Source organism: Micromonospora sp. NPDC049044, assembly GCF_040649215.1.
In the GTDB taxonomy this organism is placed as follows: Bacteria; Actinomycetota; Actinomycetes; order Mycobacteriales; family Micromonosporaceae; genus Micromonospora.
The window spans coordinates 74,172-93,734 of sequence record NZ_JBEZFA010000016.1 but is presented as its reverse complement, the minus strand read 5'-3'; the positions used below and the strand labels follow the sequence as shown (position 1 = coordinate 93,734).

23 protein-coding genes are annotated in these 19,563 nt (G+C 72.6%); 9 read left to right on the top strand and 14 right to left on the bottom strand.

The window, feature by feature from the left end; genetic code table 11:
• Positions 1 to 111 precede the first annotated feature (111 nt).
• Positions 112 to 795, top strand: a complete 684-nt coding sequence (locus AB0B85_RS16025) for a type II toxin-antitoxin system PemK/MazF family toxin (protein ID WP_357407808.1) — start codon at positions 112 to 114, stop codon at positions 793 to 795.
• Positions 796 to 1,018: 223 nt separating this feature from the next.
• On the opposite strand, the gene AB0B85_RS16020 is transcribed toward AB0B85_RS16025, so the two are convergent.
• The 7 genes from AB0B85_RS16020 to AB0B85_RS15990 form a co-directional block, all read right to left on the bottom strand.
• A complete protein-coding gene (locus AB0B85_RS16020) occupies positions 1,019 to 2,029 on the bottom strand; it encodes an ADP-ribosylglycohydrolase family protein (RefSeq protein ID WP_357407806.1) in 1,011 nt (336 codons plus the stop codon).
• 29 nt (positions 2,030 to 2,058) lie between these two features.
• Positions 2,059 to 2,424, bottom strand: coding sequence for a VOC family protein (locus AB0B85_RS16015; protein WP_357407804.1), 366 nt, complete (start codon positions 2,422 to 2,424; stop codon positions 2,059 to 2,061).
• 35 nt (positions 2,425 to 2,459) lie between these two features.
• A complete protein-coding gene (locus AB0B85_RS16010) occupies positions 2,460 to 3,464 on the bottom strand; it encodes a methionine synthase (protein ID WP_357407802.1) in 1,005 nt (334 codons plus the stop codon).
• Positions 3,465 to 3,501: 37 nt separating this feature from the next.
• A complete protein-coding gene (gene mnmA / locus AB0B85_RS16005) occupies positions 3,502 to 4,575 on the bottom strand; it encodes a tRNA 2-thiouridine(34) synthase MnmA (protein WP_357407800.1) in 1,074 nt (357 codons plus the stop codon).
• A gap of 199 nt (positions 4,576 to 4,774) precedes the next feature.
• The gene (locus AB0B85_RS16000; protein ID WP_357407798.1) at positions 4,775 to 5,953 is read right to left on the bottom strand and encodes a cysteine desulfurase family protein; all 1,179 of its coding nucleotides are present in this window, start codon (positions 5,951 to 5,953) and stop codon (positions 4,775 to 4,777) included.
• A gap of 103 nt (positions 5,954 to 6,056) precedes the next feature.
• Positions 6,057 to 6,716, bottom strand: a complete 660-nt coding sequence (locus AB0B85_RS15995; RefSeq protein ID WP_357407796.1) for a class F sortase — start codon at positions 6,714 to 6,716, stop codon at positions 6,057 to 6,059.
• Positions 6,713 to 7,543, bottom strand: a complete 831-nt coding sequence (locus AB0B85_RS15990) for a DUF4397 domain-containing protein (RefSeq protein WP_357407795.1) — start codon at positions 7,541 to 7,543, stop codon at positions 6,713 to 6,715. Before AB0B85_RS15990 ends, AB0B85_RS15995 begins: the two co-directional genes overlap by 4 nt.
• A gap of 230 nt (positions 7,544 to 7,773) precedes the next feature.
• On the opposite strand from AB0B85_RS15990, the gene AB0B85_RS15985 reads away from it, so the two are divergent.
• Together AB0B85_RS15985 and AB0B85_RS15980 are read left to right on the top strand one after the other, a co-directional pair.
• Complete coding sequence (locus AB0B85_RS15985; RefSeq protein WP_357407793.1) at positions 7,774 to 8,376, top strand: RNA polymerase sigma factor; 603 nt, start codon at positions 7,774 to 7,776, stop codon at positions 8,374 to 8,376.
• The gene (locus tag AB0B85_RS15980; RefSeq protein ID WP_357407791.1) at positions 8,330 to 9,199 is read left to right on the top strand and encodes an anti-sigma factor; all 870 of its coding nucleotides are present in this window, start codon (positions 8,330 to 8,332) and stop codon (positions 9,197 to 9,199) included. The genes AB0B85_RS15985 and AB0B85_RS15980 overlap by 47 nt, the downstream gene beginning before the upstream one ends.
• 97 nt (positions 9,200 to 9,296) lie before the next feature.
• Here AB0B85_RS15980 and AB0B85_RS15975 read toward each other — a convergent pair whose 3' ends face one another.
• The 4 genes from AB0B85_RS15975 to AB0B85_RS15960 all read right to left on the bottom strand — a co-directional run bounded on the left by AB0B85_RS15975 (position 9,297) and on the right by AB0B85_RS15960 (position 12,447).
• Positions 9,297 to 10,256: an electron transfer flavoprotein subunit alpha/FixB family protein gene (locus tag AB0B85_RS15975; RefSeq protein WP_357407789.1), complete on the bottom strand. Its 960-nt coding sequence runs from the start codon at positions 10,254 to 10,256 to the stop codon at positions 9,297 to 9,299.
• Positions 10,257 to 10,271: 15 nt separating this feature from the next.
• Positions 10,272 to 11,051 carry an electron transfer flavoprotein subunit beta/FixA family protein gene (locus tag AB0B85_RS15970; protein ID WP_357407787.1) on the bottom strand — a complete coding sequence of 260 codons (780 nt, stop codon included), beginning with the start codon at positions 11,049 to 11,051 and terminating at the stop codon, positions 10,272 to 10,274.
• Positions 11,052 to 11,239: 188 nt separating this feature from the next.
• Positions 11,240 to 11,653: a hypothetical protein gene (locus tag AB0B85_RS15965; RefSeq protein ID WP_357407785.1), complete on the bottom strand. Its 414-nt coding sequence runs from the start codon at positions 11,651 to 11,653 to the stop codon at positions 11,240 to 11,242.
• Positions 11,650 to 12,447 (bottom strand): GNAT family N-acetyltransferase, encoded by a 798-nt coding sequence (locus AB0B85_RS15960; RefSeq protein ID WP_357407783.1) that lies wholly within the window; start codon positions 12,445 to 12,447, stop codon positions 11,650 to 11,652. The genes AB0B85_RS15965 and AB0B85_RS15960 overlap by 4 nt, the downstream gene beginning before the upstream one ends.
• Before the next feature lie 42 nt (positions 12,448 to 12,489).
• On the opposite strand from AB0B85_RS15960, the gene AB0B85_RS15955 reads away from it, so the two are divergent.
• From AB0B85_RS15955 to AB0B85_RS15945, 3 genes are read left to right on the top strand one after another with little or no spacing between them, the layout of a single operon-like run.
• Positions 12,490 to 12,882 (top strand): DUF202 domain-containing protein, encoded by a 393-nt coding sequence (locus tag AB0B85_RS15955; RefSeq protein ID WP_357407781.1) that lies wholly within the window; start codon positions 12,490 to 12,492, stop codon positions 12,880 to 12,882.
• On the top strand, positions 12,879 to 13,184 hold the full coding sequence (locus AB0B85_RS15950) for a DUF202 domain-containing protein (protein ID WP_357407779.1): 306 nt from the start codon (positions 12,879 to 12,881) through the stop codon (positions 13,182 to 13,184). Before AB0B85_RS15955 ends, AB0B85_RS15950 begins: the two co-directional genes overlap by 4 nt.
• 27 nt (positions 13,185 to 13,211) lie before the next feature.
• Positions 13,212 to 13,628 (top strand): PLD nuclease N-terminal domain-containing protein, encoded by a 417-nt coding sequence (locus AB0B85_RS15945; RefSeq protein ID WP_357407777.1) that lies wholly within the window; start codon positions 13,212 to 13,214, stop codon positions 13,626 to 13,628.
• Positions 13,629 to 13,676: 48 nt separating this feature from the next.
• Here the strand turns inward: AB0B85_RS15945 and AB0B85_RS15940 are convergent, their stop codons facing one another.
• Positions 13,677 to 15,299 (bottom strand): acetolactate synthase, encoded by a 1,623-nt coding sequence (locus AB0B85_RS15940; protein WP_357407775.1) that lies wholly within the window; start codon positions 15,297 to 15,299, stop codon positions 13,677 to 13,679.
• Between the two features lie 119 nt (positions 15,300 to 15,418).
• Complete coding sequence (locus AB0B85_RS15935) at positions 15,419 to 16,192, bottom strand: enoyl-CoA hydratase-related protein (RefSeq protein ID WP_357407774.1); 774 nt, start codon at positions 16,190 to 16,192, stop codon at positions 15,419 to 15,421.
• 97 nt (positions 16,193 to 16,289) lie between these two features.
• On the opposite strand from AB0B85_RS15935, the gene AB0B85_RS15930 reads away from it, so the two are divergent.
• The 3 genes from AB0B85_RS15930 (at position 16,290) to AB0B85_RS15920 (ending at position 18,531) form a co-directional block, all read left to right on the top strand.
• Positions 16,290 to 16,769, top strand: coding sequence for a DUF6232 family protein (locus AB0B85_RS15930; protein ID WP_357407772.1), 480 nt, complete (start codon positions 16,290 to 16,292; stop codon positions 16,767 to 16,769).
• Positions 16,770 to 17,261: 492 nt separating this feature from the next.
• Positions 17,262 to 17,741, top strand: coding sequence for a DUF6232 family protein (locus AB0B85_RS15925; protein ID WP_357407770.1), 480 nt, complete (start codon positions 17,262 to 17,264; stop codon positions 17,739 to 17,741).
• Positions 17,742 to 17,802: 61 nt separating this feature from the next.
• On the top strand, positions 17,803 to 18,531 hold the full coding sequence (locus AB0B85_RS15920) for a hypothetical protein (protein WP_357407768.1): 729 nt from the start codon (positions 17,803 to 17,805) through the stop codon (positions 18,529 to 18,531).
• A 119-nt stretch (positions 18,532 to 18,650) separates the two neighbouring features.
• Here AB0B85_RS15920 and AB0B85_RS15915 read toward each other — a convergent pair whose 3' ends face one another.
• Entirely contained in the window at positions 18,651 to 19,547 is an 897-nt protein-coding gene (locus tag AB0B85_RS15915; RefSeq protein ID WP_357407766.1) for a ribokinase, read from the bottom strand.
• Between the last annotated feature and the right edge of the window lie 16 nt (positions 19,548 to 19,563).

Here is a 19,563-nt window from a genome sequence, read left to right as displayed (position 1 = left end):
TCACGCTACTCCGGCACGGTATCGGGCCGGTGGGACAATCCGTCGTCCGGCCGTGCCGGAGGCGACGCCGCCCGCACCCCGTCCCGTGGTCGTTCGGGCTCCGTCCGCACGATGACCGACACCACAGCGGCGACCTGGATTCGGTCACGCTGCGGTGTCGTCGACGGGCGGGACGGGCTGCGACGTGCGAGGATCGCCGGACGGTGCGACCCCCGGGGTCGCCGAAAGGCGGAGGTACGGATGCCCGAGGCGCTGCTCTGGGCGGTGGCGATCCTGCTGGCGGTGACCGCCGGTTGGGCGTGGAACAGCTGGCGGCACCGGGTGGCCAACCGGCGTCCGGGCACCCGGCCGGATCGGGGCACCCGGCCGGATCGGGGCACCCGGCCTGACCGCCGTTCCACGGCGCCGAGGCCACGCGGCACCGACCGACCGGCCACCAAGCCCCGCTCCCGCGGCACCGACCGTGCGACCGGCGCTCCGGCACCGGGAGAGATCTGGTGGGCCGACGTGCCGTACGCCGACGGCAGCGGATCGAAGGTCCGTCCCTGCCTGGTGCTGCGCGTCGACTCCCGGGGCGCCGACGTCCTGAAGATCACCAGCCAGGACAAGAGCGACCGGGACGACCACGTACGGATCCCCACCCGGGACTGGGACCCCGACGCGGAGCACGACAGCTACCTCAGCCTGGCCGAGCCGATCCGCATCGACTCGGCCGCCTTCGCCGACCACGCGGGTCGCTGCGACGCCGACCTGTGGCGCACGGTACGCAGCCTGCGCCACCTACCCACCGCCTGACCACCCGCCGCCCGGTCGTCCGGTCGCCCCGCCAGCCGCCGGCCGCCGGCCGCCGCCGAAGGTGTGTCCCCGCGCCGTGATCCACTCGGCTTCCTGAAAGGCGCGGCATCAACGGCCCCACGACACCCCGGCTTCCAGGAATCCGACTCGATCAAGCCGGCCGGCCCGGCGTACCCAGCGCCGATCAAGCCGACCGGCCCGGCGCACCCAGCGCCACGGCGGGTCAGTCCCAGCTGGCGCCGAGGGTGGCGAGCTGGTCGGCGTACTCGATGCGGTCGGCCCATTCGGTCGGCCAGGCCACCATCCCGACCGCCGCGCCCACGAACGCGCCAGCCAGGGCGGCGATCGAGTCGGAGTCGCCGGCGGTGGTGGCGCCCCGGGCCAGCGCGGCCACCGGATCGTCGGCGTGCCGTACGGCGCAGAGCAGCGCGGTGGCCAGGGCCTCCTCCGCCACCCAACCCTCGCCGGTGGCCCGGCACGGGTCGCCGCCGTCGTCCGGCTGCCCCAGCGCGTTCGTCAGTCGGCCGAGCGCCGCCAGGCACTCGTCCCAACCTCGGGCGATGAACTCCTCAGGTGTGCCGACCCCCGGGCGCTGCCAGAGATCACCCAACCACTGCTCCCGGTAGACCTGGCGCTGAGACCGCGCCCGCTCGATGAGCACGGCGGGGAGTTCGGCGAGCGTGGCGCCCGCCCGCAGCGCGTGGACGGCGTAAGCGGTGAGTTCGCTGGCGGCCAGCCCGGTCGGGTGCCCGTGGGTCAACCCGGCCTGCAACTGGGCCAACCCGGCAAGCGTGTCCAGGTCGACGTCGAGCAGGCCGACCGGAGTAACCCGCATGTTGGCCCCGCACCCCTTCGAGCCGGCCACCGTCGCCTCCTGCCACCGCAGGCCCCGGCCCAACTCCGCGCAGGCGCGCAGACACGTCATCCCCGGCGCACGGTTGTTGTCCGGGCTGACCGCCCAGGCCAGGAAACGCCTGCGCACCAGCGGCTCCACCACCTCCGGAGTGAGCGCGGACGCCTCGTGCAGCGCCCAGGCCACCGCCAACGCCATCTGCGTGTCGTCGGTCACCAACGCCGGCTCCCCGGACAGCTCACGGGGGCCGGCCGGGCCGTACCGGCGCTCGATCTCGGCGACGGTGAGGAACTCGGTCGGCCTGCCCAGCGCGTCGCCGTAGGCAAGACCGAAGAGCGACCCGGAGGCGCGCAGCGCGGAGGTGGAGATCACGGCGGCCATGATGCCCGGCCGCCGTGACCCGCGCCAGCTCAGTCCCAGCAGAGGCAGAACGGGTGGCCGGCCGGATCCGCGTAGACCCGGAAACCCTCGCCCTCGCCCGGCAGTCGCCGGGCACCGAGCGCCAGCGCCGCCTGCTCCGCGCTCTCGATGTCGTCCACCGTCACATCCAGGTGGAACTGCTGCGGGCGCTCCGGATCCGGCCACGCCGGTGGCCGCAGGTTGGGCGCCTGCTGGAAGGCCAGACGCGGCTGGTGACCGGGCGGACCGCCCAGCACCACCCAGTCGTCCTCCGTCTCACCCTCGGCGAGAGGCACGCCGAGCAGCTCGGCGTAGAACTCCGCGAGCGCGCGCGGATCCGGGCAGTCGATCACCACTGAACGCAGCTGTCCAATCATGACAGTCATCCTGCCACCGGGTACGACAGGAAACCTCACACCTCAGCGAGTCGCCGACCGGCGTCCCGGCACGCGGCGAGCACCGCCCGCGCGTACTCCGGGGTGGCACCGGCGAGACCGCAGGCCGGCGTGATCACCACCTGCTCGGCGAGCTGCCGACGGGGGAAGCCGAGGCGGTCCCAGACCTGGCGTACCCGGTCGGCGATCTGCGCGGAGGTCGGCCCGCCGCCGGCCGCCGGTGGTCGGGTCGGCGCGGCCCCGGCCAGCAGTCCGAGGCCGGCGTCGAGCGCTTCGCCGAGCGGGTCCAGCTTGGTGACCAGGTCCAGGTCGAGGGCGACCGCGACGGCGCCGGCGGAGCGGATCAGCTCCAGCGGCACGTCCGGGGCGCAGCAGTGCACAAGCGTCGGTACGCCTACCGCGTCGACGACGGTGCGCAGCAGTGCGGCGGCGTCCACCGCGTCGACCGCCCGGTACGCGCCCAGCCCGCTCTCGGTCGGCACCCGCCCGGCCAGCACCGTCGGCAGCGACGGCTCGTCCAGTTGGAGCAGCACCGACGCCCGGGGCAGCCGCCGGGTGACCGCCGCGAGGTGCGCGCGCAGCCCTTCGGCGAGGGAGCCGGTCAGGTCGCGGACCGCGCCGGGGTCGCGCAGCAGGCGACCACCGATCGGCAACTCCACGGAGGCGGCCAGGGTCAGTGGACCGGCGGCCTGCACCTTGATCGGCCCGGCGTACTCCTCGGCCTGCTCGGCGAGCTGGTCCAGGTCGCGTTCCATCAGGTCAGCGGCCCGGCGCAGGTCGCGGCCCGGGCGCGGGGCGACCCGCCACCGGCCGGCGTAGACCTCGACGGGCAGGTCGACGAGCAACCCGGCGGACCTGCCGATCAGGTCGGCACCGGGACCCCGGGCGGGCAGTTCGGCAAGGTGGGGCAGGTCGGGAAGCTCACCGAGGATCACCCGCTGGGCCTCGCCGATGTCGGTGCCGGGCAGCGAACCGATTCCGGTTGCCGCTCCGGCCGGCCAGGGCCACGCCTGATCTGTCACGGCCGAAGGCTATCCCGCGGACACCTGGGCCGTGCGGTCAGCCGGTGATGGTGGCGGAGCCGAGCACCACGTCACCGGCCGGGTCCGCCCGGTAGGCGACCACGGCCTGGCCGGCGGCGACGCCGCGTACCGGCCGGCGCAGCTCGGCGTGCAGCAGGTCGCCGTCGAGGGCGACGGTCGCCGGCACCACGTCGCCGTGCGCCCGCAGCTGCACCTCGCACTCCACCGGCGTGTCCGGACGCGCGCCGCCGGTCCAGACCGTTCGGACGGCCCGGACCTCGGACACCTCGAGCGCCTCGGCGGGGCCGACGGTCACCGTGTTGGTCTTCGGCGTGATGGAGAGCACGTAACGCGGTCGACCGTCCGGGGCCGGCCGGTCCAGGTGCAGCCCGCGCCGCTGCCCCACCGTGTACGCGTACGCGCCGCTGTGACTGCCGACCACCGCGCCGGTGCTGGCGTCCACCACGTCGCCGGGCGCCTCGCCGAGCCGGCCGGCCAGGAAGCCGCGGGTGTCGCCGTCGGCGATGAAGCAGATGTCGTGCGAGTCCGGCTTGTCGGCCACCGCCAGGCCACGCTCGGCGGCCTCCGCGCGCACCTGCGCCTTCGTCGAGTCGCCCAGCGGGAAGATCGACCGGTCCAGCTGCTCGCGGGTGAGCACGGCCAGCACGTACGACTGGTCCTTGGCGAGGTCGACACTGCGCCGCAGCAGCCCGTCCGGGCCGAGCCGGGCGTGGTGCCCGGTGACCACCGCGTCGAAGCCCAGGGCCACCGCGCGGTCCAGCACGGCCGCGAACTTGATCTTCTCATTGCAGCGCAGGCAGGGGTTCGGCGTGCGGCCGGCGGCGTACTCGGCGACGAAGTCGTCCACCACGTCCTCGTGGAAACGGTCGGCCATGTCCCACACGTAGAACGGGATGCCGATCACGTCGGCGGCCCGTCGTGCGTCCCGGGAGTCTTCGAGCGTGCAGCAGCCGCGCGCACCGGTCCGATAGGTCTGTGGATTGCGGGCCAGCGCCAGGTGTACGCCTGTCACGTCGTGCCCGGCCGCCACGGCCCGCGCCGCCGCCACTGCCGAGTCAACCCCGCCCGACATCGCCGCCAGAACCCTCACCGACCCACTCCCCTTCCCCCGACCCACCCGTTCCGTCCGTTCCGCCACCACAACCCTATCCACCAGCCCGAAATCCCCGCCCCCCACGCCACGCCCGCCCCAACCCCGCCGATCATGGAGTTGTGGTGCCCGAAGGCGGCAAAGAAGCACCTTTTGTGCCCACCACGACTCCATGATCGACCCGACGAGGGAGTGGTGGTTAGGGGCGGGGGGTGCGGAGGGCGGCGGCTCGGCGGGCTCGGTCCACGGCCGCGGGCAGGGCCGCGATGAGGGCGTCGACGTCGGCCTGGGTGCTCGTGTGGCCGAGGGAGAAGCGCAGCGAGGAACGGGCGCGGTCATCGTCGGCGCCCATCGCCAGCAGCACGTGGGAGGGCTGGGCCACCCCCGCGGAGCAGGCCGACCCCGTCGAGCAGGCGATGCCCTGCGCGTCGAGCAACAACAGCAGGGCGTCGCCCTCGCAACCCGGAAAGGAGAAGTGCGCGTTGCCGGGCAGTCGGTCGATCGGGTCACCGTTGTAGATCACCTCGGGCACCGCCCGACGCACCCGCTCGATCAGGTCGTCGCGGAGTGCGGCCACCCGGGCCGCGTACTCCTGCTGGCCCTTCACCGCCGTCTCGACGGCGACCGCGAAGGCCACGATGCCGGCCGTGTCCAGGGTGCCGGACCGGATGTCACGTTCCTGGCCACCGCCGTGCAGCAGTGGGGTGGCCGCCACGTCCCGGGCGAGCAGCAACGCGCCCACCCCGGTCGGGCCGCCCAACTTGTGCCCGGTCACTGTCAGTGCGGCGACGCCGCTGGCGCCGAAGTCCACAGGCACCTGGCCGACCGCCTGGATGGCGTCGGTGTGGAACGGCACACCGTGCTCGGCCGCGACGGCGGCCAGCTCGGCGACCGGCTGGACGGTGCCCACCTCGTTGTTGGCCCACATCGCGGTGACCACTGCCACCTGGTCGGGGTGCGCGGCCAACTCGGCGCGCAGGTCTCCCGGGTCGAGCCGACCGGCGGCGTCCACCGGCAGCCAACCGACCTCGGCCCCCTCGTGCTCGACGAGCCAGTCGACCGCGTCGAGCACCGCGTGGTGCTCGACGGCGCTGGACACCACCCGACGGCGGCCCGGGGTGGCTCCCCGGCGGGCCCAGAAGACGCCCTTGACCGCGAGGTTGTCGCTCTCCGTGCCACCGCCCGTGAAGATCACCTCGGACGGTCGGGCGCCCAGCACCGCGGCCACCCGCTCGCGGGACTCTTCCACCCGGCGGCGGGCACGACGACCCGCCGCGTGCAGGGAGGACGCGTTGCCGACCTCGCGGGTGGTAGCGACGTACGCCTCCAGTGCCTCATCGAGCATCGGAGTCGTCGCCGCGTGATCCAGGTATGCCATCACCGTTCAGCCTACGGCCGACCTGGTGACACCCCGATGCCGGAGGGGACCCGCGCGACGGCCGGGGCGGGATTCCCCACCCCGGCCGTGGCGGCGCGGTCGGTCAGGCGGGCACCGCGGTGACGACGATGTTGTCGCGGTACTTGCGGGCCTTGGCGTCGAACGGCCCGCCGCAGGTGATCAGCGTCAGCCGCGGTTTGCCGTCCCGGGCGAAGTACCGGTCCAACGGGATCTTGGTCTTGGCGTACTCCTCCCGGGCGACGACCCGGTACTGCCGTTCCCTGCCGTCGCTGCCGGTCGCGGTCAGGGTGTCGCCCTGGTCCAGTTCCCGCAGTCGGAAGAACGCGCCCTTGCCCTGCGTGGCGCTGTCCACGTGACCGGCGACGACCACCGAGCCGGCGTCGGTCTCCAGGCCGGGCCCGTAGCGGTACCAGCCGATCTGGTCGACGCTCGGCGGCACCTCGAACTCGTTCGTCCGCTTGTTGATGCCTACCGCGTTGACGGTGGCGGTGACGTCGATCCCCGGGATCACCAGCCGGACCGGCGGGACGATGTCCGCGCTGGCCGGCAGGTCGCCGGTGGTCACCGGAACTGTCGCGTCACCGCCGGCCGGTGGGGTCGCGGGCGTGGCAGCCAGGGTGCTCGCCTCCTCCGCGCCAACGTCCTCGGCCGGCTGGGAGCCGCAGGCCACCAACGTGGCGACGGTGAGCGCGGCAACGCCGGCGGCCAGGGCCGCCAGCGCGCCGCGGTTGCGCACCGTCACTTGCGACCGGTCCGCGCGGTCGCCATCCGCACCCCACCGGCGAGCAGCAGGAGTACGCCGGCACCGGTGAGCGCGTACCACCAGGTGTCCACGCCCGTGCCGGCCTGACCGCCGTCACCGCTCGGCACGCCGCCGGGGGCGGAGTGCAGGCCGGTGATGGTCTGGGCCACCACATCGAGGTTCTTGCCCTCGGCCGAGCCGATCGCGTAGACGATCGTCGCGGTGCCCTCCTTGAGGTTGAGGTCCGCCGGGCCGATGGCCACGGTGTCGGTGCCGGCCAGCACCACGTCCGCCTTCACGCTGCCCGCGTCGACGTCACCCTTGGCCTCGTTCGGGTTGGTGAGGCCCTTGAAGACCGGGGTGCCGCCGGCGCGCACGTCCACCTCGGGGGCGGCGGCGGTGTGCCGGACGATCAGCCGGGCCTTGCCGGCGTCGACCTTCGACACGTCGTTCACGAACGGGGTGATCTTCGGCTGGCCGGCGGCGTCGAGGTGGGCCGCGATGCTGATGTTGGCCCCACCCGGCACCGCCGCGTTGTCGGCCTTGAGGATCGCGCTGCCGATCGGCTCGCCCGGCTTGGTGAGCGCGATGTCGTAGTCGCCCTCCTCCAGGTTCAGCGGGCCGGCCACGTCACCGGGCTTGAAGTTCTCGAGCGTCTTCTTGCCGTTGACGTAGACGTCGACAGGGGTGTCCGGAATGCCGTGCACGACGGAGACCTTCGACGTGGCGGCGTACGCGGGGGTTGCCGTCAACGCGCCGACACCCGTGAAGGCCAGCGCGGCGACGGCGCCGCCGGCGGCGACCCGACGAAAGTACGAGAGCTGCATGTCTGCCTCCTGGTGATTACTGCTGATTCGTCACACCTGGCTTGCAGAACGGGTTACGCCGGCCGCGGGACGGACGGATGCGCTCTGGACGCAGTTTCTTTTTTCGGCCCGGACCGCATCCAGATCGGGGTCCCGAGACGAAGAGCAGGTGAGATGACATCGACCGGGAGACTGGGGCGGAGGCTGTGGCAGCTACAGTCGGGTATGCCCCATCGAAGGCGAGCCGCCCGATGACGGCGCCACCCCAGAATCCAGACCCCCCGGTGGACGACATCGCCCTCCGGTTCCGCGCTGGCGACGAGGTGGCGCTGCGCGAGGCGTACGACCGCTACGGCCGTGCCGTGCTCCACCTGGCCACCTCCATGCTGGCCAACCGCGCCGACGCCGAGGACGTGACCCAGGCGACATTCGTCGCCGCCTGGCTGGGGAGGGACACTTTCGACCCCACCAAGGGATCGCTGATCGGCTGGCTGCTCGGCATCGGCCGGCGCAAGGTGATCGACCGGATGCGCGCCTCGGCCCGCGAGACCCGGGTCGTGGACACGGTCCGGCAGTTGCCCGAGCCGGCGCAGACCGGCCCCGGACCGGATCAGGTGGTGGACCGCCTGGTGATCGCCGACGAGCTGGCCCGCCTCCCCGACGACCAGCGGCGCATGCTGGAGTTGGCCTTCTACGACGATCTGACACACCAGCAGATATCGGCGATGACAGGGGTGCCGCTGGGCACCGTGAAGAGCCACATCCGGCGCGGCATGGCGAGCTTGAAACGCAGATGGGAGGTGGACGGTGCAGCACCTGGACCACGAGCGGCTGGTCTTTCTGGCGCTCGGTGAGAGCGAGGCGGACAACGGGGAGAGCACCCACCTCGGGACCTGCGCGGAATGCCGGGCGGAGCTGGCGACCCTGCAACGGGTGGCGGGGCTCGGCGCCGAGACGCAGGGCCTGACCGATCTGCCCGCCCCACCGGAGCACATCTGGCACGGCATCGTCGCCGAGGTCAGAGCGGCCGAGGCCGTCACCGAGGTCAGAGCGGCCGAGGCCCAGCCGTCACGGGTCGAGACCCGTCGGCAGCAGGTCCCCGGTCAAGCCGTCGGCACGGTGGCCGAGCAGACCGACGACGACACATCGTCGGGGCCGACCACCGGCACGACGGAGGCGACGGTCACCCGGCTGGATCCGACCCGCCGGTCCCACCGGTCCCGCCGGGGCTCCGGCTGGTCGCGCTGGGCGGCCACCGCGGTGACCGCGGCAGCCGCCGCGGCGGTCGGTGTGGTGGGCACTGTCTCCGTGCTGCGCCCGGACGACCCGGCGCCCGCCCCGACGCAGGCGGTGGTGGCGAGCGCGCCGCTGGCGGCGTACGGGTCGACGCCCCCGACGGCCAAGGGCGACGCCCGGGTGCTGCGCGACGGCCAACTACATCTGCATGTGGCGAATCTCCCGCGCGTCCCGGGGTACTACGAGGTCTGGCTCATCAATCCGACGACGATGGCGATGTTCTCGGTGGGCACCCTGGGAGGTGGTTCGGACGCGCTGCTGCCGCTGCCCCCGAATGTCGACCTGACCAGCTATTCGGTGGTCGACGTCTCCGCCGAGCAGTACGACAACAACACCCGCCACTCCGGCGACAGCCTGTTGAGGGGCACCCTGACGGGCTGATCGGCGGGCCGGTTCAGCTCCCCGGCCCGCCGATCAGCTCCCATCGGAAAAGCGGTGGCCGCCCCCTGGAGGGGGCGGCCACCGTCTCGTTGACGGGTTACTTGCGCTTGCGGATCTCCTCGGCGGCCTGCGGGACGATCTTGAACAGGTCGCCCACCACGCCGAAGTCGGCAAGCTCGAAGATCGGCGCCTCGCCGTCCTTGTTGACCGCGACGATGGTCTTCGAGGTCTGCATGCCGGCCCGGTGCTGGATGGCACCGGAGATGCCGAGCGCCACGTAGAGCTGCGGGGACACCGTCTTACCGGTCTGGCCCACCTGGAACTGGTGGGGGTAGAAGCCGGAGTCGACAGCCGCACGGGACGCGCCGACCGCGCCGCCGAGCAGGTCGGCAAGCTCCTCGACCAGCTTGAAGTTGTCGGCGTTACCGACACCACGACCACCGGAGACGACCACGCCGGCCTCGGTCAGCTCGGGGCGCGAGCCCTTCTGCTCGGCGACCCGCTCGACGACCTTCGCCAGCTTGTCCGCCTCACCCACCGACACGGTGAGCTGCTCGACCGTCGGGGTGGCCGCCGCCGGGGCGGGGGTGACCGAGTTGGGTCGGACGGTGACCAGCGGCAGGCCCTTGGTGACCTTGGACTTGACGATCGTGGAGCCGGCGAAGGCGACCTGGGTCGCGGTGCCGTCGGCGTCGAGGCCGACCACGTCGGTCAGGATGCCGTTGTCGAGCTTGACGGCGAGCCGGGCGGCGATCTCCTTGCCCTCCTGGGCCGACGCCAGCAGCACGGCGGCCGGCTGCACCCGCCGGACCAGCTCGGCCAGCACTGTGGCCTTGGGGGCCACCAGGTAGCCGTCGATCTCGTCACCCTCGGCGGCGTAGATCTTCTCCGCGCCGTACTCGCCCAGCTTGCCGCTCAGCGCCTCGGCGGCACCGGCGCCGCCGAGCACCACAGCGCTCGGGGTGCCCAGCTCACGGGCGAGGGTGAGCATTTCCAGGGTGACCTTCTTGACGCCGAATTCCTTTGTGGCTTCGACGACGACGAGAACCTCAGACATGTCAGAACCCGCCTCTCACACGAACTTCTCGGTGGCGAGGAACTCGACAAGCTTGACGCCGCCCTCGCCCTCATCAGTGATCTTGGCGCCGCCGGAGCGCGGGGGGCGCTTGGTGTGCTCGACGACGGCGCTTGTCGCGCCGTCGAAGCCCACCTCGGTGGGCGCGACGCCCAGGTCGGCCAGGGAGAACGTCTGCACCGGCTTCTTCTTGGCGGCCATGATGCCCTTGAAGGAGGGGTAGCGCGGCTCGTTGATGGTGTCCCAGACGGAGACCACGGCCGGGGTGGCGGCGGTGACCACCTCGTAGCCCTCCTCGGTCTGCCGCTCGACGGTGAGCGTGCTGCCGTCGACGGTGAGCTTGCGGGCACCGGTGAGCGCAGCGACGCCCAGCCGCTCGGCGATCATGTGCGGCATGACCTGGACCCGACCGTCGGTGGACTCCGCACCGCAGATGACCAGGTCGGCATTGAGCTGACCGAGCGCGGCGGCGAGCACCTTCGAGGTGGCGACGGCACACGAGCCGTGCAGGGCGTCGTCCAGCACGTGCACGGCCTTGTCCGGGCCCATGGAGAGCGCCTTGCGGATCGACTCGGTCGCCCGGTCTGGACCCATGGTCAGGATGGTGACCTCGCCGCCGTGCGCCTCCTTGATCTTCAGCGCCTCCTCGATGGCGTACTCGTCCATCTCGTTGATCACGTTGTTCGCCGAACCGCGGTCGACGGTGTTGTCGTCATTGCGCAGGTTGCGGTCCGCGCCCGAATCAGGCACCTGCTTGACGAGTACGACGATATTCATCGCGCTTCGACGACCCTCCTGTGTGGTGATGCGATTCGCTCGCCCGTTCTGGGGCGCAGCGTCGCGCGTCGGTCGACGCCAGGTCAACCGCGGGCTGTTGTGCAGTTGCCCACGACGCAATGTTACCTGCCGGTAGGTTGCGCTCCCCGAGGCACTCAGAGTGACACAGCTCACCGACGAGCAGCCGGTCAGGCCGGGTCGGCCAACGCCCCCCGGATCTGGTCGATGGCCGCCGCCTCGGCCGGCGCCACCCCGGCGTGCGCCCGGGCCACCCGGTCCGCCGCGCCCAACACCACCGAGCGGTACGCCGCCACGTCCTGCGGCGACTTGTCCCGCAGGATCCGCACCGCCAGCCGCAACGCCGGCAGCACCACCGACTCGATCTCCAACTGCGAGTCACGGGGAAGGCTCGGCAGCGGACCGGTGGTGAGAGCCTCCTTCACCGTTCCGCTGGCGTCGGCGAGCGCGCTGGACGCGGCGACGCTCTCCCGGATCACCCCCAGCACCCCCGGGTCGGCGTTGGAAACCAGGAAGACGGCACCGAAGGCACCGGTCTTGAGCGTCAACCGCTCCTCGTCCGTCAACCGCTGCACCATGATCACGGAGTGTAGACGTACGGGGTGGTGGTGGTGACCGCGACGAGGCCGAGCCGCTGGAGGATCGGCCGGCTGTCCTCGGAACAGTCGACCTGCATGAGCGTCCGACCGCGCTGCTCGGCCAGCCGCGCCCGGTAGTTGACAAGCGCCCGGTAGATGCCCTTGCGCCGCCACTGCGGCAGGGTCGAGCCGCCCCACAGGGTGGCGAAGCCGGTGTTCGCCGGGAAGCGCACCCAGCCGGCGCTCACCACCGCGTCGTCCGCCTCGGCCACCACCACGGTGATCGAGTTCGGGTCGGCGTCGATCTCCTTGGCCAGCCCCCACACGAGGTGCGAGCGGTCCTCCTGCCAGACCTCCTCCTCCATGGCGGCGATCCGCTCCAGGTCCTCCCGGGCGGTCACCTCACGCAGGCGTACCCCCTCGGGGACGACGGGCAGCGCGGCGGCCAGCGGGGCGACCGGCCCGACCACGACTGTCTCCCGGTCCTCCGGCACGAAGCCGGCGGCGCGCAGCCGGTCCGCCAGGTCGGCCGGTTCGTCGTGCCCGTTGAGCTTCCACTCGACCGACTGGCCGCGCTCGCGGAACAGCGCCACCTGCCGGGCGATCAACTCGTCGAGCGCGTCCCCGGTCAAGCCGCCCAGGTCGCGGTAGGTGAGGAAACCCCCGGCGTCGAGCCCGGTGATCCGGACCAGCGGCCCATCCCGCTCCACGGTCACCCCGGCCGGAACCGGGTCGGGGATCTCCGGGCGGAGTTGGTTGTCGTAGGCGGCACGCAGGGTCATGGCGTCGAGATCAGTCACCGAGTCAGGCTAAGCGGCAGGGGAAGCGGATATTCTCCCAGCGTGTGGGCGGCGATCAGGCGATGGTTCGACCCGGCGGAGCTGCGTTCGGTAGGTGAACCGCCGGACTACCGGTTCTCGCTTGCCAACGAACGCACCTTCCTCGCCTGGCTGCGCACCGGCTTGGCACTCGTCGGCGGCGGGTTGGCCGCCGCGCAGTTCCTGCCGCCGCTGCCGATGAGCCACCTGCGGGAGGTGATCGCGGTGGCGCTGCTGCTGCTCGGCGGAGCGGTCGCGGTCCGCGCCGTGGACCACTGGGCGCGGACGGAGCGGGCCATCCGGCTCGGTCAGGAGCTGCCCGCGTCCCGGTTTCCCGCCATCCTGGCCCTGGCCGTGGGTGCCGGCGCGGTGCTACTGGTGATCGCCGTCCTGGCCCGGGCGATCGGCGGGCGATGAACACCGGGCGCGACGCCGGGCTGCAACCGGAGCGCACCCGGCTGGCCTGGCGACGCACACTGCTCACGGTGACGGTGGTGACAGCGCTCGCCGTCCGGTTGGCGGCGGAGGGCGGCCCGTTCGGGGCGCTGCTCGCCGGGGTCACCGTGCTGGTCTGGGGCACCCTGTTGGTGCTCTGCTGGCCGCGCGGCACCGGCACCGGGCCTGCTCGCACCGGCGGTCGGACCCTGCCGCTGGTCGCGGTGGGCACCGTAGGGCTCGCGCTACTGGGAGTGCTGCTGGTGCTTCGCGGACTGTGGTGACGCGACTCGGTGCGTCATCATGGGTGCATGGCCCGGCTTGGCGTACTCCTCTTCCTGGTGCAGATCGTTCTCGCCGTCTGCGCGCTTATCAGTTGTCTCTCCGCCGAGGAGGGCCAGATCCGTGCCCTTCCCCGGATCGCCTGGGTGCTGATCATCCTGTTCTTCCCGCTGGTCGGCTCGATCGCCTGGTTCGTCGCCGGCCGGGAGCCCACCCCAGGTGCCCGGCCGAGCTGGCCCGGCAGCGCCGGGCTGCCCGAGCGGCAGCGCCCCCGGCCGGTCGCGCCGGACGACGACCCGGAGTTCCTGCGCTCCGTGCAGGACCGCGCCAAGCAGGACGACCAGGAGCTCTTCCGCCGCTGGGAGGAGGACCTGCGCCGGCGCGAGGACGACCTGCGCCGGCACGACGGTGAGCCACCCCGCGAGGGTGACCGGCCGGAGGTGTGAGCGCGCCGCCGTCGCCCCCTGCGGAGCGACGACGGCGACGGGTGCGCGTCAGGCCAGGTTCGACGAGCGGGGGTACGCGTCGGTCGGGTCGGTGAGCACGTTCACCAGGTACGGCACTCCGGCGTCGAATGCCCGCTGCAGGGCCGGGCCCAGGTCGGCCGCCTTGGCGACCGTCTCCCCCGCACCGCCGAGCGCGCTGACCACCGTGTCGTAGCGCAGTTCCGGCTGGAGGTCGGCGGCCACGTCGTAGCCGTACATGGCCTTCATCGGGTGTTTCTCCAGCCCCCAGATGCCGTTGTTGCCGACCACGATCACCACCGGCAACTTCTGCCGGACCAGCGACTCGACGTCCATCAGCGAGAACCCGGCGGCGCCGTCACCCATCAGCACACAGATCTGCCGGTCCGGGTGGCTGACCCGAGCGCCCATCGCGTAGCCCATGCCGGTGCCGAGGCAGCCGTACGGGCCCGGGTCCAGCCAGGTGCCGGGCTGGGACGGCTCCAGGTAGCGCCCGGCGTACGACACGAAGTCGCCACCGTCGCCGATGGTGATCGCGTCCGGGGCCAGCACCCGACGCAGCTCGCCGTAGATCCGGGCGGGGCGGATCGGGTCGGTCTCGGCGGCCATCTCGGCGGCGTCGCGGGCCTTCGCCGCGTCCTCGGCCAGGCGCAGGTCGGCGATCCAGTCGGTGTGGTCGGCCCGGTCACCTGAGTGATCGGCGAGCGCCGAGAGGATCAGGCGCAGGTCGCCGGCGGGGGCCACGGCGGGCTGCACGTGCGTCGCCCGCTGGCTTGGCGCGTCGACGATGTGCACCACCTTCGCGTCGCCGAAGTCACCGAAGCTGAGCCGGAAGTCAAGCGGGGTGCCCACCACCACCACCACGTCGGCGCCGCCGAGCGCGGCCCGGCGGGCCTTGGCGAACGCGAGCGGGTGCGTCGGCGGGAGTGCGCCGCGACCCATGCCGTTTGTGAAGACCGGCACCTGCAACGCCTCGGCCGCCTCGCGCAGTGCGGCGACCGCGTCGCCCGCGTACACGTCGGAGCCGGCGATGATGACCGGTCGCTGCGCCGCGGCGATGAGGAGCGCGGCGCGGCCGATCTCCTCCGGGTCCGGCGCTACCGGGTCGACGCCCGAGACGGCGGGCAGGTCGACCTCGGCGACCGAGAAGACCGTCTCCAGCGGGAAGTCGAGGAAGGCCGGACCGCGGTGCGGGGTGAGCGCGGCGGTGAGCGCCGCACCCACCGCCCGCGGGATGTCGTCGGTGCTGAACACCGTCTCGGCGTGCTTGGTGACCGGGGTGACCAGTGGCAGGTGGTCCATCTCCTGGAGGCTGCCGGAGCCCCAGCGGAACGCGGGCGCCCGCCCGCCGAGCACCAGCACCGGGGAGGCGTTGAAGAACGCGCTTGTCATGCCGGAGATGCCGTTCGTGACACCGGGGCCCGCGGTGAGCACCGCGAGACCGGGCCGGCGCTGCAGCTTGGCCACCGCCTCGGCGGCGAAGACAGCGGACTGCTCGTGCCGGACGTCGTAGATCGGGAAGTCGGTCTTGTGCGCGGCATCGTAGAGCGGGAAGACGTGCCCGCCGGAGAGGGTGAACATCTCCCGTACGCCGTGCGCGCGTAGGGCCGCGAGCGCCAACTCGCCGCCGTGACCCTCGATCCGCTCCGTCATGTCGCTCCCATCGTCCGTGGCCGGGATCACAGGTTACCGGCCAGTCACTTGGCCGTCCGAGCGTGGTCCCGGCCGACGGGCGCCACCGAGGTCACGGGCGGTTGCGGGCGGCCGCCGGGTCAACGACCGGTGAAGTCCGGCTTGCGCTTCTCGACGAAGGCGGTCATGCCCTCGCGCCGGTCGTCGGTGGCGAACAGCGCCGCGAAGAGCTGGGTCTCCCAGGCCAGGCCCGAGTTCAGATCCATGTCCAGGCCGCCGTCGACAGCCAGCTTCGCCGCGCGCAGCGCCTGCGCCGGGCCGGTCAGGTACGGAGTGATCAGCGCGACGGCGGTGTCGTACACCTCGGCGGCCGGCGCGACCCGGTCGGCCAGGCCGATCCGCAGCGCCTCCTGCGCGTCCACCATCCGCCCCGACATGATCAGGTCCTTGGCGCGGGCCGGGCCGATCAGCCGGGCCAGCCGCTGGGTGCCGCCCGCGCCGGGGATGATGCCCAGCCTGATCTCCGGCTGGCCGAGCTTGGCGTCCTCGGCGACCACCCGCCAGTCGCAGGCCAACGCCAGTTCACAGCCGCCACCGAGGGCGTACCCGGTGATCGCGGCGACCACCGGCTTGGGGATCCGGGCGATCGCGCCGAGCGCGCTCGACAGGTTGGGGGCCCGGTCCACCATGTCCACGTAGGACATCTCGGCCATCTGCTTGATGTCCGCACCGGCGGCGAAGACCTTCTCCCCGCCGTACAGGATGACGGCGCGGACCTCGGGGTCGGCGGTGGCCACCGCGGCGGCGGCGCGCAACTCCTCCTGCACCTGGGTGTTCAGCGCGTTCATCGGCGGCCGCTCCAGCCGGATCGTGCCGATGCCGCCGTTGATCTCCAGCCGAACGAACTCGCCCACGCTGCCTCACTTCCTCGTCGAAGTCGCGTGCCAACCTTACGACCCGGCTCGTTTGGGTAAGTAGTGTGGTGTCAGCCCCGTGGGCGGGAGTCCAACCATGGTCACGTATTACGACGACAGGTCGGTGCAGGTCACCTCCACCACCTTCCGAGCCGACGGCCGCAGCTACGCGCTCACCGACATCACAATGATCTGGCACCGGCGCGGCAGCCGTTCCTGGCGCGTCCTGGTGGGGCGCGGCGCGATCGGTGCGGCGCTCGCCGGGCCGCTGGTCGCCGCGGTGCTCGGCATCGGCGTAGCCGTCTGGCTGCACCGCTCACCCACCGTGACGATCGCGATCGTCGGCGCGTCGGTGCTGGTCGGCTTGGCCGTCGGGCCGGTCGCCGATTTCCTCTTCGAGCACCTGGACCGCTCGTACACCCGGGGCAGCCGCCAACTGGAGATCTGGGCCCGCTGGCGCGGCCAGCCGGTGCGGTTGCTGCGCACCGGCGACGCGTTGCGCTTTGGGCAGATCTACCGGGCGGTGCAGCGCGCGGTCGAGCAGAGCCAACCGGCCCGCCCCGGCATCCGCCGCTAGTCACCCCGGCCTCCACACACCTCGCCCCACCCCACCGCACCTCGCCCCAACCCACCCCCACCCACCGCACCCCCACGCACCGGACCGCACCAACCCACCCCGGCCCGGCCCGGTGCCACCCGCGGAGCGACCACGCTCACCAGCGCCGCCGACGGCGGCAACGGACAGCGGCAACGGACAGCGACAGCGAGGGGACGGGCCGCAAAACGGACAGCCCGCAGCGGACAGCGATGTTCCGAGACTGCCTTTGGAGCTGATGCCGCAAACGAATCGGCTGTAGCTCCCCGTCGCCTCGACCGAAGCCCTCGTTGCCGCTGCGCCGAGCGGGCACCGCGCGATGTCACAAACGATTCAGCTCCAAAGGATGCTGCACAGACATCCGCCCTGGGCGGCCTCCGTCGAAACCCGCCGCGGCGGAGGCCGGGTGAACGGAGGCCGACTGAGCGGGGTCCGACGAGGCGCGGGGTTGCCCGTCGGTGGTTAGGCTTAGTGATGGCCCTCTATTACCGGGACGACGCGGTGCAGGTTACCTCCGAGTCGATCCGGGCCGGTGGTCACGTGATCGCGCTGTCCGACGTGACGTTCGTCTGGCACGCGCGCGGGCAGAAGACCCTCGCCGTACGCGGTCGCGTACTCGGTCGCGGTGTCCTGGTCCTGCTGCTGTCGTTGCCGCCGCTGGTCGCCGTGGTCTGCGTGCTGTCCCTGGCCTGGTCGGCACAGGACCGGGGTAACTGGCAGTTGGCGCTGATCATCCTCGCCGCCTGCGCGGTGGGGGCGTTGGTGGCGCTGCCGTTCCTGGAGATCCCGCTCGGCTGGCTGGACCGCTCCTACGAGCGCGGCAGCCACGTGCACGAGTTGTGGGTGCAGCACCACGGCCGGGAGGATCTGCTGGTGCGCACCCCGGACGCGCTGCGGTTCGGGCAGATCTACCGGGCCGTGCAGCGTGCCGTCGAGCAGCAGAGTGAGCATTGACGGTCGGCGCTGAGCTGAGACGGTCGAGCGGTTGCGGCGCGGCCGACGCACACTTGACCCCATGGCGATTCCCCTCCCCACCCCGGCAGCCGTGGTCGGTCTGACCCGCTCCGCTCTCGACCAGGCGCTCGGCTCGGCCACCTCGATGGCCGCCGTGCCCGCCCGCGCATTCGCGGTGCTGGACGGGGTGGAGGCCCTGCTGGCCCGGATCAACGGCGTGGTGGACCGGATCGAGACGACACTGGACCGGACCGATCAGGTGCTCACCGACGCTGAGGCGGCGGTTCGCGAGGTGGCAGTCATCAGCGCCGCCGCGACCACCGCCATCGACACCGCCACCGAGGTGGCCACCGCCGCCGCCGTGGTGGTGGCCGAGGCCGACCGGGTGTCCCGGGCGGCGAGCACGGTGGTGGCCGAGGCCGATCGGGTGGCGGGCCAGGCCGCCGGCACCGTGGGCACCGCGGCGGAGGCCGCCGCCACGGCCGCTGAGTTGCTTGCGGCGTACGAGCCGGCGTTGCGCCGGGCCGCGCCGATGGCCGGGCGGTTCGTCGAGGAGCTGAGTCACGAGGAGATCAGCGCGGCGATCCACCTGGTCGACGAGTTGCCCAAGCTCAAGGAGCACCTGACTGCCGACATCCTGCCGATCCTGGCCACCCTGGACCGGGTCGGGCCCGACCTGCACGACCTGCTGGACGTGACCCGCGACCTCAAGCTCGCCGTGGCTGGCATTCCCGGGCTGGGCATGCTGCGGCGACGCGGCGAGAAGCTCACCGACGAACCCGTGAGCTGAGGCCTCGCCCGCCCGCGCGATCTTCCGACACCACTTCGGCCGGGTCGTGCTGACCTCACCGTCGGCGCACCGCCGGGCCTTCCGGACGGGCGCGGGCCGGCCGGCGTGACGCGGGTGGGTCAGACCGGCGCGTACAGCTCGTCGATCTCGGCGCGTTGCGGCAGCGCCACCGAGGCGCCGAGCTTGCGTACGCAGGCCGCGCCGGCCGCCGAGGCCCACCGCACCGCGTCGACAAGGTCGCGTCCCTCACCCCAGCCGACGGCAAGCGCGGCGGTGAACGCGTCACCGGCGGCGGTGGAGTCGACCACGTCGACACGTACCGCCGGCACGTGCACGTCGGTGCCGTCCCGGTCGACGTACCGGGCGCCCTCCCCGCCGAGAGTGAGCACGGCCCGGGGGGTCAGGGCGAGCAACGCCCGGGGATCCTCCCGGCCACGGCCGGTGAGCGTCTGCGCCTCGCCCTCGTTGACGACGAGGACGTCCACGGCGGCGAGCAGGTCGGCCGGGAGGTCGCGGGCCGGTGCGGCGTTCAGGATGACCCGGGTGCCGGCGGCGCGGGCGGCCACCGCGGCGGCCGTCACGGTCTGCACCGGGATCTCCAGTTGGGCGACCAGGACGTCAGCCGCGCGTACCGTGGCCAACTCCTCCTCGCTGAGGCCGACGAGCGCGTCGTTGGCGCCGGGGGTCACCATGATGGCGTTCTCCCCCTGGGCGTTGACCATCACCAGCGCGACCCCGGAGGTGCCGTAGACAACGCGCAGCTGGCTGGTGTCCACCCCGGCCGCGGTGATGCGGGCCTTGAGGGTGACGCCGAAGGCGTCCGAGCCGATCGCGCCGAGGAAGGCGCAGGTGGCGCCGGCCCGGACCGCGGCGACGGCCTGGTTGGCGCCCTTACCGCCGGGCACCATCACGAAGTCGGTGCCGAGCGTGGTCTCGCCCGGTCGCGGCAACGCGGGTGCCATCGCGACAAGGTCCATGTTGGCGCTGCCCACCACGGCAACGCGGGTCTGCGGCACTGTCGTCTCCGCCCTG

What these genes read in the sequence shown, in the direction of transcription:
- AB0B85_RS16025 (WP_357407808.1), top strand. Translation starts at nt 112, where the DNA reads ATGACCGACACCACAGCGGCGACCTGGATTCGGTCACGCTGCGGTGTC.
- AB0B85_RS16020 (WP_357407806.1), bottom strand. Translation starts at nt 2,029, where the DNA reads ATGGCCGCCGTGATCTCCACCTCCGCGCTGCGCGCCTCCGGGTCGCTC.
- AB0B85_RS16015 (WP_357407804.1), bottom strand. Translation starts at nt 2,424, where the DNA reads ATGATTGGACAGCTGCGTTCAGTGGTGATCGACTGCCCGGATCCGCGC.
- AB0B85_RS16000 (WP_357407798.1), bottom strand. Translation starts at nt 5,953, where the DNA reads ATGGCATACCTGGATCACGCGGCGACGACTCCGATGCTCGATGAGGCA.
- AB0B85_RS15990 (WP_357407795.1), bottom strand. Translation starts at nt 7,543, where the DNA reads ATGCAGCTCTCGTACTTTCGTCGGGTCGCCGCCGGCGGCGCCGTCGCC.
- AB0B85_RS15985 (WP_357407793.1), top strand. Translation starts at nt 7,774, where the DNA reads ATGACGGCGCCACCCCAGAATCCAGACCCCCCGGTGGACGACATCGCC.
- AB0B85_RS15975 (WP_357407789.1), bottom strand. Translation starts at nt 10,256, where the DNA reads ATGTCTGAGGTTCTCGTCGTCGTCGAAGCCACAAAGGAATTCGGCGTC.
- AB0B85_RS15970 (WP_357407787.1), bottom strand. Translation starts at nt 11,051, where the DNA reads ATGAATATCGTCGTACTCGTCAAGCAGGTGCCTGATTCGGGCGCGGAC.
- AB0B85_RS15950 (WP_357407779.1), top strand. Translation starts at nt 12,879, where the DNA reads ATGAACACCGGGCGCGACGCCGGGCTGCAACCGGAGCGCACCCGGCTG.
- AB0B85_RS15945 (WP_357407777.1), top strand. Translation starts at nt 13,212, where the DNA reads ATGGCCCGGCTTGGCGTACTCCTCTTCCTGGTGCAGATCGTTCTCGCC.
- AB0B85_RS15940 (WP_357407775.1), bottom strand. Translation starts at nt 15,299, where the DNA reads ATGACGGAGCGGATCGAGGGTCACGGCGGCGAGTTGGCGCTCGCGGCC.
- AB0B85_RS15930 (WP_357407772.1), top strand. Translation starts at nt 16,290, where the DNA reads ATGGTCACGTATTACGACGACAGGTCGGTGCAGGTCACCTCCACCACC.
- AB0B85_RS15925 (WP_357407770.1), top strand. Translation starts at nt 17,262, where the DNA reads ATGGCCCTCTATTACCGGGACGACGCGGTGCAGGTTACCTCCGAGTCG.
- AB0B85_RS15920 (WP_357407768.1), top strand. Translation starts at nt 17,803, where the DNA reads ATGGCGATTCCCCTCCCCACCCCGGCAGCCGTGGTCGGTCTGACCCGC.